We start from the raw sequence: 14164 nt of genomic DNA, 5'->3' as shown, positions 1-14164 counted from the left end.
TCTGATGAAGAGAGTAAGAGTATTACATAAAATCAAATATTTTTTTGTTGCCATTTATCACCTTTTTATAGCGGCTGGAAAAGGCTTTATGGAAGACAGGGTAATGAAATTGAGTGCCTCTCTGGCTTACTACACTATCTTTTCGCTTACACCACTCATTATTATCGTACTCTCGGCGGCCACGCTGTTTTTCGGCGACAAAATGAAAACCCGCGATAAGTTTTTTATCGAAGTTACCGAACTGGTTGGAAAACCCGCAGCTACCCAGATACAGGGCTTTGTTGATCATGCCAACAAAACAGGTCAATCTACTATGGGCTTAATTATTGGTATTGGTACATTAATTATTGGTGCAACGGCCATTTTTATCGAAATACAAGACAGTATAAACCTGATCTGGAAAGTAAAGGCCATGCCCAAAAAAGGCTGGATTAAAATGCTAACCAATAGATTGCTTTCTTTCTCACTCATTGTATCGATGGGCTTTTTGCTGCTGGTATCGCTGGTAATTAACAGTGTAGTGGTTGGTTTGGGCGATAAACTGGTTGCATTAATTTCGCAAAGCAAGGTAGAAGATGTGATTCCCGTTGCCAACGATACCATGGCACTACTCATTTACATTTTAAACAATGCACTTACACTTTTGGCAGTAACAGCCGTATTTACCATTATTTTTAAGGTATTGCCCGATGTTAATATTAAATGGAAATCGGCTATAACCGGTGCATTATTTACCGCGCTGTTGTTTAGCCTGGGCAAATATTTAATCGGCATTTACATCGAAAAAGGAAGTACTGTTTCGGCTTTTGGTGCCGCAGGTTCTATTATCATTATTCTGCTGTGGATTTATTATACCTCCATTATCCTTTATTTCGGGGCAGAATTTACACAAGCTTATGCCGAGAAGTACGATGGTGGTATTTCGCCCAGTAAGTATGCCGTATTTACTAAAATTACCATTGTAGAGAAAAAGGTTGATGTATTGCCTCCACAACACCCTGAAGATACAGTTAACCTGCCGAAAGAATAGTTAACTTAGATTATAATTCAGATCATCTTACTCCCAAATCGTCATGCTGAATTTATTTCAGCATCTCACAACTGAGAGACCCTTCAAGTAATACAAAGCTGGTTAGTGAAACACAACCAGTAGATAGATAAATCATCCCCCTGCCCCCTTCTAAGGGGGACGAGATCCCGAATTACCCTATCGGTTGGCGTCTCACCGACCGACTCAAGAAGTATCTAACACAACATCCCATTCACCTTATTCCCGAATCGTCATGCTGAATTTATTTCAGCATCTCACAACTGAGAGACCCTTCAAGTAATACCAATCTGGTTGGTGAGACACCAACCAGTAGATAAACAAAAAAGTCAGGCCTTTTAAAACCTGACTCTCCTTTTTTTATGCTACTTCCGTAATTACTTTAGGCTCTTCTGCCACCTCATCCTTCTCTACGCGCAGGTTCCGGATAATGTGCTGTTGCCTGTCTGGAGTATTTTTGCCCATGTAATATTCTAACAGGCTCTTGATGGTCTGATCTTTTAAAATTACAGGATCGAGCCTGATATCTTTTCCGATAAATAGCCCAAATTCGTCGGGAGAAATCTCGCCCAACCCTTTAAATCGGGTGATTTCGGGTTTGTTACCTAATTTCTCTATCGCATTTTTACGTTCTTCGTCGCTGTAGCAATAAATCGTTTCCTTTTTATTGCGCACCCTGAAAAGTGGCGTTTGCAAAATATACACGTGCCCTGCCTTTACCAGATCGGGGAAAAACTGAAGGAAGAAAGTCATCATCAGCAAACGGATGTGCATACCATCCACATCGGCATCGGTAGCGATAACGATATTGTTGTAGTGTAAGCCTTCTAATCCGTCTTCAATATTTAAAGCGTGCTGCAACAGGTTGAATTCTTCATTTTCGTACACCACTTTTTTAGTCAGCTCGTAACAGTTAAGGGGTTTACCTTTTAAGCTGAAAACGGCCTGGCAATCTACATCGCGCGATTTGGTGATCGAACCCGATGCCGAATCTCCCTCAGTAATAAATAAAGTGGTTTCGTAACGTTTTTCGTGCGTGCTGTTGAAATGCACTTTACAATCGCGCAGTTTTTTATTGTGTAACGAAGCCTTTTTAGCCCTGTCGTTAGCCAGTTTTTTAATACCCGCAATATCCTTACGCTCACGCTCCGACTGCATAATCCTTTTTAATAGCGCATCAGCAACATCAGGATTTTTGTGCAAATAATCGTCGAGCTCTTTTTTAACAAAGTCGTTAATAAAAGTAGGCACCGACGGACCTTCCGGGCCCATATTTTGCGAACCCAGCTTGGTTTTAGTCTGCGATTCGAAAACCGGCTCCTGCACACGGATAGAAATGGCGGCGATGATCGATGAACGCACATCAGCTGCATCAAACTCTTTCTTAAAAAACTCCCGAACGGTTTTCACTACCGCTGCCCTGAAAGCTGCCTGGTGGGTTCCGCCCTGTGTGGTGTGCTGTCCGTTAACAAAAGAATGGTAATCTTCGCCATATTGCTGACCGTGGGTCATGGCAATTTCGATATCGGGCCCAACCATGTGGATAATCGGGTACCTGATTTCTTCGGGCTTATTAAATTTAGAAAGCAGATCGTACAGACCTCTTTCTGAAAAATATTTCTGGTTATTGAAATTTACCGTTAAACCTGTATTTAAGAAAACATAGTTCCAAACCATGCTCTCCACAAAATCAGGAATATAGTGGTAGTTTCTGAAAATAGTTTCGTCTGGATAAAAAGTTATGGCTGTGCCGTTACGCTGTGTGGTATCAATAACCGGGTTTTCGGTTAAAATTTCGCCTTTAGAAAACTCAACTTTCTTTGTTTTTCCATCGCGGTACGATTGCACCGTAAAACTGGTAGACAAAGCATTTACTGCCTTGGTACCCACACCATTTAAACCCACCGATTTTTGGAAGGCATTGCTATCGTATTTACCACCGGTATTGATTTTGCTTACACAATCAATTACTTTACCCAGCGGAATACCACGACCATAATCGCGTACATTTACTTTTTGCTCCGAAAGGGTAATTTCGATGGTTTTCCCGGTTCCCATCACAAACTCATCGATAGAGTTATCTACAATTTCCTTTAACAAAACATAAATACCATCATCTTGTGCAGAACCATCACCAAGTTTTCCGATATACATACCGGGACGTAACCTGATGTGTTCTTTCCAATCTAATGAGCGGATACTGTCGTCGTTATAAATTACTTCTGCCATAATGTGTTTATTCTGTTCCCCAATGAAAAACCCTGCATTTTTGGTTTACAGAGCGATGAAGAATTTGTAGAAATAATCCTGATGATTGAAATAAAAACATTTTCAGATCTCCTCTTCAGAATTATCTTACAATAATAAATTTATTATATGAGGCTAGCAAAAGAAAATATCAACACAATGATGGAAAATGGAAGATGTAAAATGGTAGATGGTGGCTAAGCAGTTAATGGTTCATGGCTTCATAGTTTATAGCGTAATCCAAAATGAATGGAAAAGGGAAGACGGAAAATGGATGATGGCGGGTAAACAGTTGAGATGGTTCATGGCTTCATAGTCGATAGCGTAATCCAAGCTGAGTAGAAAAGGGAAGATGGAAAATGGATGATGACGGGTAAACAGTTGATGGTTCATGGCTTCATAGTTTATAGCGTAATCCAAAATGAATAGAAAAGGGAAGACGGAAAATGGATGATGGCGGGTAAGCAGTTGATGGTTCATGGCTTCATAGTCAATAGCGTAATCCAAGCTGAATGGAAAAGGGAAGATGGAAAATGGATGATGGCGGGTAAGCAGTTCATGGTTCAGAGCTTCATAGTCAATAGCGTAATCCAAACTGAATGGAAAATGGATGATGGAAGCATACCGTTCATGGCTTTAAGAATTAACCAAATCACCTCTTCCATTTTACCTCCTACATTTTACATCTTCCATTTTACCTCATACATCCTTCATCTTCCCCTTTACCTCATACATCTTCCATTTTACATCCTCCATCTTACCTATTTTCCCTATCTTCATCCCACATTAACAACTTATTCATGCAACAGAAAAAGCAGCTTTCGTTATTCGATTTATCTATGATTGTAGTAAGTCTGGTTATTGGCATGGGGGTTTTCCGTACACCGGTAAATGTGGCTGCTAAGGCGCAAATCCCCGAATTGTTTTACCTCGCCTGGTTTATTGGCGGTTTTGTAGCTTTTTGCGGCGCCTTAACCTATGCCGAAATCGGATCGCGTTTTCCGGTAACCGGTGGCTACTATAAGATATTTTCGGCGGCATATCATCCATCCATTGCCTTTGCCATCAATTGTATCGTGATCATTTCGAGCGCTGCCTCGGTAGCAGCCATATCTATTATTGGTGCAGAATACCTGAGTAAGATCATTTTGCCACCCGCCATGCAAAACGAAACCTACCGGGTTGCCATAGCCATTACAACCATACTGGTGTTTTATTTCATCAATCTGCTTGGTTTAAAAGCCAGTTCAAAAACACAAAATGTATTAACGGTTATTAAAATTGGGATGATTTTAACCCTCATCTGTGCTGTGTTTTTTGGAGGCGCTACACAAACTGCAACACCCATTTTTAAAACTACTGACGGAACATTACCCAACTGGGCCGATTACGGCAAAGCCCTTGGCCTTTGTTTAATTGCGGTTTCATTCTCTTACGCTGGTTATGCGCAAACCATTAATTTTGGCGGCGAAGTTAAAGAAGCAAAAAAAGTAATCCCTCGGGCAATTATTATTGGTTTAACCATTATCGTTATCCTGTATCTGGCCATTAACTATGTATATGTTCGGGTTATCGGCTTCGAAGAACTAAAATCGGCCGAAAGTATTGCCGCCATACTGGCTGCTAAAATATTCGGCCCCGCTGGTTTTAATGCGCTTTCGGTGATCATCTTTTTCTCGGTAATGGGCTATGTAAATGTAAACTTGTTGAGTAACCCCAGGGCCATGTTTGCCATGGGCGAAGAAGGTGCCTTACCACGGGTTTTTAGTCGCATGAATAAAAAAACGGAGGTAATTACTTTAAGCTTAACCGTTTTTACGGTGATTGCAGTGGTAATTATTTTCTATGCCAAAACTTTTGATAAGATTTTAAACTACACCATTTTTTTAGAAAGCATTAGTATGGCCAGTTCGGCAGCAACTATTTTCATTCTGCGCAAAAGAACTGCACATCTTGATAAAAAAACCATCTATACTGTTCCATTATATCCTATATTGCCTATTATATTTATAGCAGCTTATACCTTTGTGGCCCTAAGCATTTACGCCGACGATCCCAATGCTGCACTGAATGGTTTATATATCTTTATTGGCTTTCTGGCAATTTATTTTGTGAGCAGATGGTTTAATAAGAAATAAGTAGACTGCGAACAGAAATTAAAGGAGATTAATGAACAAAACACTCTCGCTAAAACAAGAAATTGCTTACGCTGCCGGTATGATTGGCTGGAGCACGATGACGAATATTATCATCGTAATGCTGCCCTTTTTCTACCTGCCACCAAATAACGCAGGCCTCCCCCCGCTTGTACCGCAGCTTGTTTTATTCGGAGCCTTCAATATCCTTTCTATAATTGCTGCCTCAGGCCGCCTGGTAGATGCCCTTTACGATCCGTTTATTGCAGCTAAAAGTGATGCAAGCACCAATAAAAATGGCAGGCGTATGCCTTTTATGAAATGGGCTATAATCCCGGCAATGCTTTTTTGCGGACTGGTTTTTTACCCGCTTCAAAAAACCGAAAGCCTGCACAATGCCTGGTGGCTAACCATTACCCTTTGTTTGTTCTTTGTTTCGGTTACCACTTATATTATCCCTTACAACGCTTTACTTGCCGAAGTGACTAACACGCCAAGGCAAAAAGTGAAACTCTCGAGTTACCAGCAGGTGGGTTTTGTAATTGGCATAATTTTATCAGCCTGCACCAATAATTTTGCCGATCTGGTACAGGATAATTTCCAGGTAAGCAACCGGAGCGAAGCCGTTCAGATGGCCATTTGGGGTTTATGCGCACTATCCGGACTGGTGATGTTATTACCCGTCTTTTTCATCAATGAGAAAGATTTTTCGGTAGCCAAACCAAGCCATGTTCCGCTTTGGGCAGCCATGAAAAACACCTTTAAAAACAGCAACTTTAAATATTACCTGATTTCAGATTTTGCCTTTTACACTGCATTGAGCATTATTTCGAGTGGGCTGTTATACTTCTGCACCGTTTTGCTGGGCCTGCACGAATCAGAGGGAGGGAAATTTATGGCATCAATGGTGCTGGCTTCGCTCCTGTTTTATCCACTGGTTAATTTTGGTTCGGCTAAAATAGGTAAGAAACCTTTTGTGCTCCTCGCTTTTGGGGTGCTGTGCCTCATTTTTGTCACCATATTTTTCCTGGGCAAATTGCCATTTGGTCCGCATACCCAAATTTACATGCTGGTTTTATCTGCGTCATTTCCTTTGGCAGCACTGGGCATTTTACCTACAGCTATACTGGCCGATATTGCGCAAAGAGATACTTTAGCAACCGGCGAAAACCACGAAGGAATGTTCTTTGCGGTAAAATACCTCTTTGTAAAGCTGGGCCAAACGCTGGGTATTGCCATTTTTGCTATGCTTACCATTTACGGTAAAGATCCGGGTAACGATTTCGGATTGCGCCTGAATGGAATTGTAGGTTTTGGGCTTTGTTTAATCGCATTGCTGTTTTTCAGCAGGTTTAAAGAGGAAAAGTAACAACTGAACTAGAGAATGATTGAATTTGAATGATAGAAGGAGTCCAAATTCTCTCATTCAATCCTTCCTCCATTCAAAATTCAATCATTCCTTCATTCTCTCATTCTAACATACATTCGATCATTCCATAAATTTACCTATCTTTGCACCGAAGCAGGAATAAGGGCTTGTCATTCTGAATGGCATATTCTCTCCGCAAGTTAGTCCTTCAACAAATGATTGTTCTAGCTTCTTCAATACATATTACATAAAAACATACATGTTATTCAAAGAATTAAACCTCATTGAGCCGATTTTAAAGGCACTTGAGACTGAGGGTTACACACAACCTACGCCTATACAGGAGCAATCCATCCCTACTATATTAAAAGGAAAAGATTTATTGGGCTGTGCACAAACCGGTACCGGAAAAACTGCAGCTTTTGCTATTCCGATGTTGCAATTGCTGCACGAAAAACACATCAATACCAAAGCCACAAAAAACATTAAAGCTTTGGTTTTAACGCCAACCCGCGAGCTGGCCATCCAGATTGAGGAAAGCTTTAAAGCTTATGGCAAAAACTTAAACCTTCGCCACCTGGTAATCTTTGGTGGGGTAAACCAGTTCTCTCAGGTAGAAGCGTTGAAAAAAGGAGTCGATATTTTAGTGGCTACCCCAGGCCGTTTACTGGACTTAATGAACCAGGGTTTTATCAGCCTGAACACCATCGAGCTTTTTGTTTTAGATGAAGCCGACCGCATGCTTGACATGGGCTTTATACACGATGTAAAACGGGTGGTGGCTAAATTACCTGCAATGCGCCAGACTTTATTTTTCTCGGCTACCATGCCCGATGAAATCCAGAAGCTCGCCAATACCATTTTATCGAACCCCACTAAGGTAGAAGTTACACCGGTTTCATCTACGGCAGAAACGATTAACCAATCTATCTACTTTGTAGATAAACCCGATAAAAAGAAATTACTTATTCATCTGTTACAGGATAAAACGATTGAAACAGCCCTGGTTTTTACGCGTACCAAGCATGGTGCCGACCGGATTGCCAAAGATTTAGGTCATGCTGGTATTAAAGCCGCAGCCATCCATGGTAACAAATCGCAAAATGCCAGACAACGTGCCTTAAACGATTTTAAAGATAAACACATCAGGGTATTGGTGGCTACCGATATTGCCGCCCGCGGCATTGATATCGACCAGCTATCGCACGTTTTCAATTATGAGTTACCGAATATTCCGGAATCTTATGTACACAGGATTGGCCGTACAGGTCGTGCAGGAGCAAACGGATTTGCCATTTCTTTCTGTGATGCTGAAGAAAACGAGTACCTGCTGGATATACAGAAATTAATTAAAATCACTTTACCGATTGTTGATGACCATCCTTATCCCCTAACCTGGGAAAACATGCTGGCTAAAAACCAGATCAAACGTAAACCTCAGGCACAATCGAAAGGCGGTGGCGGTGGATCCAGAAAAGGTGGTGATGGTAACATGAGCGGCAAACCCCGTAATGCAAGCAACAACAGACGTTTTGGTGGCAACAGGAGGAAAAGAGACTAGAAAGGCGGAAGGTTGAAAGGTAGAAGGCATAAGGCTTAAAACCTACAGTTTATAAAGAAAAACCCAAGTGACAAAAAATGTAACTTGGGTTTTTCTATTTTAAGTTTAGACTTAAGACAAGAGAAAAAAGCCTTCTACCCTAAACCTTCAATCCTTCTACCTTTAAACTACCACATTAATAATCTTTCCTTTTACGAAAATGATTTTCTTAGGTGCTTTTCCATCTAAAAACTTCTGGAAGTGTTCATCTGCCAATAAAATGCTTTCAACTTCTGGTTGAGCAAGGTTTAAACTCAAATTCAGGTTCATTTTCATTTTACCGTTAATGGAAACCGGATAAGCGAACTCATCTTCTACCAAATATTCGGGTTTGAACGTTGGGAAAGCTGCATAAGAAAGTGTACCGGCATCGTTACCCAATAATACCCAAAGCTCTTCGCAAATGTGCGGTGCATAAGGTGAAAGGATAATTACCATATCTTCCAGAATCTGACGGTTTTTACATTTCAGATCGGTAAGTTCATTTACAGCAATCATAAAGCTCGATACAGAAGTATTGAACGAGAAGCGCTCGATATCATCCTGAACTTTTTTAATGATTTTATGCAACGATTTATGCTCTGCTTTTGTTGGTACGGCATCGTTTACATGGAATACCCACTCTTCGTTGTGGAACAAACGCCAGAATTTACGCAAGAACTTAAACACACCTTCGATACCGTTGGTATTCCAAGGCTTGCTTTGTTCTAACGGACCTAAAAACATTTCGTACATACGCAGGGTATCGGCACCGTAACGCTCAATCAAATCATCGGGGTTAACCACGTTGAACTTTGATTTCGACATTTTTTCTACCTCAACACCGCAAATGTATTTTCCACCTTCCAGAATAAATTCTGCATTGGCATATTCTTCTCTCCAGGCCTTGAATTTATTTAAATCCAGTGTGTCGTTCTCAACAATATTCACATCAACATGCAATGCCGAAGTTTTATATTCTTTTCTTAAACCCGCAGAAACATAGGTATTGGTTGGTTTACCGTTCTCATCGTTAATGCGGTAAACAAAGTTACTTCTCCCCTGAATCATGCCCTGGTTAATCAGTTTTTTGAAAGGTTCTTCTTCTTTGGTATAACCCAAATCTTTCAAAAATTTATTCCAGAAACGGCTGTACAACAAGTGTCCTGTAGCATGCTCAGATCCACCGATATACAAATCAACTGCCTGCCAGTACTCAATAGCTTCTTTCGAAGCAAATGCTGAATCGTTATTGGCATCCATATAACGGTACCAGTACCAGCTGCTACCTGCCCAACCTGGCATGGTGCTCATTTCATAGTGTCCACCTGCAGCAGGTATCCAGTCTTCAGCTCTCGCCAAAGGTGGCTCTCCCGTTTCAGTTGGTAAATATTTATCAATTTCGGGTAGCAACAAAGGCAATTCTTCTTCCTGTACCAGATAAGGTAATCCATCTTTAAAGTAAACCGGAATTGGCTCACCCCAATAACGCTGGCGACCGAAAATCGCATCACGCTGACGGAAGTTCACTTTTGCTTTCCCTACTCCTTTTTCTTCTAACCAGTTATTTAAAAACGGAACAGCTTCCTGATAAGTTAATCCGTTTATAAAACCCGAATTAATATATTTTCCTTCTTTTGTTGGATCTGCCTGAACGTCGATATCTTTTTGTGCATCTAAAATCTGAACAATCGGTAAGTTAAAGTGCGTAGCAAATAACCAGTCGCGCTGATCGCCACTTGGCACGCCCATTACCGCACCTGTTCCATAACCAGCCAGCACATAATCTGCAATCCACAATTGAATACGCTCGTCGCTTACCGGGTTAATTACATAAGTACCGGTAAAAGCTCCCGAAACGGTTTTGGTATCAGCCATTCGGTCTAACTCCGATTTCTTCTTGGTTAAAGAGATATAATCTTCGATAGCCTGTTTTTGTCCTGGAGTAGTTAATTCGGCAACCCACTCGTGCTCTGGTGCCAATACCAGGTAAGAAACGCCAAAAATGGTATCAACACGGGTAGTAAAAACTTCGATATATTTTTCAGTTTCTTCAACTGCCAACTGTGAATTGTCAACTGCAAACTTCACTGATGCCCCTACACTCTTGCCAATCCAGTTGCGTTGCATTTCTTTAATTGGCTCTGGCCAATCGATGGTATCCAAACCTTGCAAAAGGCGATCAGAATAGGCCGTAATGCGCATACTCCACTGCATCATTTTCTTTTGCTCAACTGGAAAACCGCCACGCTCAGAAAAACCATCTTTTACCTCATCATTTGCTAAAACGGTACCCAGGGCAGCACACCAGTTTACGGTACTTTCCCTTAAATAGGTTAAACGGTATTTTAATAATTCCTCTTGTTTTTCCTCTTCGGTAAAAGTTGCCCAATCACTTGGCAGGAAAGATTTTACGTCATCATCGCAAACCGCTTTCACATCAGTCGATCCCGAAGCATTGAACTTTTCGATCAAAGTGGTAATATCTTCTGCCCTGTCGTTTTCGATGTTGTACCACGAGTTAAACAGTTGCATAAAAATCCACTGCGTCCATTTGTAATAAGATGGCTCGCTGGTACGCACTTCCCTGCTCCAATCGAAAGAAAAACCGATCTGATCGAGCTGGCGGCGGTAGGTTGCAATATTGGCTTCAGTAGTAATGGCCGGGTGCTGACCGGTTTGTATCGCGTATTGCTCTGCAGGTAAACCAAACGAATCGTAACCCATTGGATGCAATACATTAAAGCCCTTAAGGCGTTTGTATCTCGAAAAAATATCAGATGCAATGTAACCCAGTGGATGGCCAACATGCAAACCTGCACCCGATGGATACGGAAACATATCTAATACATAATACTTTGGCTTTTCAGAATTACTTTCGGCTTTGAAGGTGTGATTGTCTGCCCAAAATTTCTGCCACTTTTGTTCTATTTCTTTGAATTGGTAATCCATTGCAGGTTTTAAAATTTTTAATGCGCGAAATTACGCAAATAAAGGGGTTTAGTAAAACATAAATTTTGGATCAAATTAAACCTCACAGGTTTTTAAAACCTGTGAGGTTTGTTTTTCAGATAAAAAAAAGCGCCATCAGTTAAAACCAATGGCGCTTTTAAATAATAAAGAGATCCGGATTTATCTCGACAGATAATAAACCTTTTTAATTCTATTGTTTATGGTTGCTGTAAACTGAAATTTGTTTCCGGTAATGCTGTTTACCGCACAAAAATTGCTTCCATCATTCAAATCCATGGTAAACTGATCCGAATAAATGATAATGTAGGTACCGATAGTCCTGTTACCTGATAAACTCACTTCAACCTGATCATCGTTGTTCGCTTTATAGTCAACGTAATCGCTGGTTTTACCATAAGTTACATCAGCATTAATTTTGGTAGGATCTTTTAAGGTTTCATCAGCGGTATATCCGGTAGTAACGATTCTATCTAAGGTCCATCTTCCCATCATTTGCGCTTTTAACGACGTTGTGTCCTTTTTACAAGATATAATCGTGCTAGTAACAATTAATAATAGTCCTAGTAACGTAATTTGCCTTTTCATAGTTAAAATTTTAGTCTTAAGTTTTATGATTAACGGCGTTTCAACAAATTTCGTACCGTATTTTGACAAAATGATGAATTAATTAAAGAATTTAATCTTTGAACTAAAACCTTAACGCATCCGTTAATGTTCATTTAAGGCCCTTTTAAATTGGTGTTTATCAGGTATAATTTATATTTTCGCAGAAACAAAAATGAAATACATGGAAGAATTCGAAGTAAGTGATGCATCTAAGAAAACCAAAACCGTATACATCTCTACTATCATTAGTATTGCTTTGGTTTTATTAATGCTGGGGCTGCTTGGGTTGGTACTTGTACATGCCAAAAACCTGTCTAACTACGTTAAAGAGAACATCGTTTTAAATATTATTGTGGATGAAGGCGCAAAGGAAGCTGATGTACTGGCCTTTCAGAAAGAGTTAAACTCTAACCCTGCCGTAAAGCAAACGCAGTATGTAAACAAAGAGCTTGCTGCCAGAAATTTAACACAGGATTTAGGCGAAGATTTTGTTAACTTTTTAGGTTACAACCCCTTAACTTCTACTTTCGATGTGTATTTAAAAGCAGAATATGCCAACAATAAAAGCATTGATGCTTTAAAAGCCAGTATTTCTAAAAACCCTGTGGTTAAAGAAGTGGTTTACCAGAGTTCGTTAATTGATATGGTAAATAAAAATATCAGCACCATTGGTTTAATTATTTTAGCATTTGCCATTTTATTGCTAATAATATCTATCGCACTGATAAACAATACGATACGACTAGCTATTTACTCGCAGCGCTTTTTAATTAAAAGTATGCAGCTGGTTGGTGCAACGAAAAATTTTATTCGCCGTCCTTTCTTATTGTATGCTGCCCTGCATGGTTTAATTGCGGCCTTTATTGCCATTATTATCCTGCTGGCCACATTAATATACGCCCGTAAAGAAGTGCCTGAGATTATAATTCTAAATAATTATACAGAATTTGGCTTCGTATTTATAGGCCTTTTAATTGTGGGAATTTTTATAACAGGTATTAGCACCTGGTTTGCAGTAAGCAGATATTTACGTTTAAAATCTTATCATCTTTACAGATAATGACAGAAAAAAAAACAAGTCCGGTTGTTAAGGACGTTAAAAGCGAATTGGTTTTTACCAAGAAAAACTATCAGTTATTGTTAATCAGCATCGCTATTGTAGTAGTTGGTTTTATTTTAATGATGGGCACTACAGGCGATATTTACGATTTCAGAAGAACTTTACTGGCACCCGTAGTTGTGCTTTTTGGCTTCGCTTTCGGGATTTACGCCATTCTTAAAAAATAATCCCCTTCAAAGGAAAATCTGGGAAACGCTTAATTTTTAGTTGAGCGTTTTCTTTAGTTTTTGCTATTTCAAAACAAATATGAACTCTTTTCAAGCTATTGTCCTTGCTATTGTTGAAGGAATAACTGAATTTTTACCAGTTTCGAGCACCGGACACATGATTGTTGCCTCATCTTTTATGGGCATTGCATCAGATCCATTTGTAAAACTATTTACCATTGCCATACAGCTGGGAGCAATCCTCTCGGTTTTAGTGCTATACTTTAAAAGATTCTTTAAATCAATCAATTTCTACATCAAACTATTGGTTGCTTTTATTCCGGCAGCCATATTCGGATTGTTATTAAGCAAGAAGATAGATGAACTGTTAGAAAGCCCGATGGCTGTTGGTATTTCACTTTTAGTAGGTGGTGTAATTTTATTATTTGTTGATAAATGGTTTAACAAGCCCAGCATTAACGAAGAAGAAAATGTAACTTATTTAACTGCTTTAAAAATCGGTTTTTTTCAATGCATTGCCATGATACCTGGCGTTTCGCGTTCGGGAGCAACGATTGTTGGTGGTATGAGTCAGAAATTGAGCAGAAAAGTTGCTGCTGAATTCTCGTTCTTCCTTGCCGTGCCGACCATGTTTGCAGCTACCGCAAAAAAACTTTACGACTTTTATAAAGAAGGTCATACCATTACCCACGAACAAACCAATCTGCTAATTATTGGTAACGTTGTTGCCTTTATCGTAGCCCTTTTAGCCATTAAAAGCTTTATTGGTTATTTGAATAAAAATGGCTTTAAGGTTTTTGGCTGGTACAGAATTGCTGCCGGCCTGGTTATTATTATCCTCCTGCTAAGTGGCCACAGCTTACAAATTATATAATTCATGTAAATATTTTAACCACAGATAAAAAGCCTGTCCTTCAGTT

11 protein-coding genes are annotated in these 14164 nt (G+C 39.9%); 7 read left to right on the top strand and 4 right to left on the bottom strand.

All coding sequences use genetic code 11. The features are described 5' to 3' along the window. Nucleotides 1-4: 4 nt before the first annotated feature. Nucleotides 5-1030 (top strand): YihY/virulence factor BrkB family protein, encoded by a 1026-nt coding sequence (locus HWV58_RS18085; protein ID WP_175635429.1) that lies wholly within the window; start codon nucleotides 5-7, stop codon nucleotides 1028-1030. Nucleotides 1031-1408: 378 nt separating this feature from the next. Here the strand turns inward: HWV58_RS18085 and HWV58_RS18080 are convergent, their stop codons facing one another. Together HWV58_RS18080 and HWV58_RS18075 are read right to left on the bottom strand one after the other, a co-directional pair. After that, complete coding sequence (locus HWV58_RS18080; protein ID WP_175635428.1) at nucleotides 1409-3277, bottom strand: DNA topoisomerase IV subunit B; 1869 nt, start codon at nucleotides 3275-3277, stop codon at nucleotides 1409-1411. A 246-nt stretch (nucleotides 3278-3523) separates the two neighbouring features. Beyond that, nucleotides 3524-3889 carry a hypothetical protein gene (locus HWV58_RS18075; protein ID WP_175635427.1) on the bottom strand — a complete coding sequence of 122 codons (366 nt, stop codon included), beginning with the start codon at nucleotides 3887-3889 and terminating at the stop codon, nucleotides 3524-3526. A 206-nt stretch (nucleotides 3890-4095) separates the two neighbouring features. Here HWV58_RS18075 and HWV58_RS18070 point away from each other — a divergent pair, with 206 nt between their 5' ends. The 3 genes from HWV58_RS18070 to HWV58_RS18060 all read left to right on the top strand — a co-directional run bounded on the left by HWV58_RS18070 (nucleotide 4096) and on the right by HWV58_RS18060 (nucleotide 8360). Beyond that, nucleotides 4096-5433, top strand: a complete 1338-nt coding sequence (locus HWV58_RS18070) for an APC family permease (RefSeq protein ID WP_175635426.1) — start codon at nucleotides 4096-4098, stop codon at nucleotides 5431-5433. A gap of 31 nt (nucleotides 5434-5464) precedes the next feature. Beyond that, nucleotides 5465-6799, top strand: a complete 1335-nt coding sequence (locus HWV58_RS18065; RefSeq protein WP_175635425.1) for an MFS transporter — start codon at nucleotides 5465-5467, stop codon at nucleotides 6797-6799. Between the two features lie 259 nt (nucleotides 6800-7058). Further along, nucleotides 7059-8360 carry a DEAD/DEAH box helicase gene (locus tag HWV58_RS18060; protein ID WP_175635424.1) on the top strand — a complete coding sequence of 434 codons (1302 nt, stop codon included), beginning with the start codon at nucleotides 7059-7061 and terminating at the stop codon, nucleotides 8358-8360. Nucleotides 8361-8522: 162 nt separating this feature from the next. Here HWV58_RS18060 and leuS read toward each other — a convergent pair whose 3' ends face one another. Together leuS and HWV58_RS18050 are read right to left on the bottom strand one after the other, a co-directional pair. Then, nucleotides 8523-11330, bottom strand: a complete 2808-nt coding sequence (gene leuS / locus HWV58_RS18055; protein WP_175635423.1) for a leucine--tRNA ligase — start codon at nucleotides 11328-11330, stop codon at nucleotides 8523-8525. A gap of 180 nt (nucleotides 11331-11510) precedes the next feature. Then, nucleotides 11511-11843 carry a hypothetical protein gene (locus HWV58_RS18050; protein WP_175635422.1) on the bottom strand — a complete coding sequence of 111 codons (333 nt, stop codon included), beginning with the start codon at nucleotides 11841-11843 and terminating at the stop codon, nucleotides 11511-11513. A 295-nt stretch (nucleotides 11844-12138) separates the two neighbouring features. Between HWV58_RS18050 and HWV58_RS18045 the strand changes: the two genes are divergently transcribed. From HWV58_RS18045 to HWV58_RS18035, 3 genes are all read left to right on the top strand, one after another. After that, nucleotides 12139-13017 (top strand): cell division protein FtsX, encoded by an 879-nt coding sequence (locus HWV58_RS18045; protein ID WP_175635421.1) that lies wholly within the window; start codon nucleotides 12139-12141, stop codon nucleotides 13015-13017. Then, entirely contained in the window at nucleotides 13017-13244 is a 228-nt protein-coding gene (locus HWV58_RS18040; protein WP_175635420.1) for a DUF3098 domain-containing protein, read from the top strand. Before HWV58_RS18045 ends, HWV58_RS18040 begins: the two co-directional genes overlap by 1 nt. Nucleotides 13245-13323: 79 nt before the next feature. Further along, nucleotides 13324-14118, top strand: a complete 795-nt coding sequence (locus HWV58_RS18035; RefSeq protein WP_175635419.1) for an undecaprenyl-diphosphate phosphatase — start codon at nucleotides 13324-13326, stop codon at nucleotides 14116-14118. Nucleotides 14119-14164 lie beyond the last annotated feature (46 nt).

This window comes from Pedobacter ghigonis (assembly GCF_903166585.1).
In the GTDB taxonomy this organism is placed as follows: domain Bacteria; phylum Bacteroidota; class Bacteroidia; order Sphingobacteriales; family Sphingobacteriaceae; genus Pedobacter; species Pedobacter ghigonis.
The sequence above is the reverse complement of the archived record's forward strand: the minus strand, read 5'-3'. Positions and strand labels throughout refer to the sequence as shown.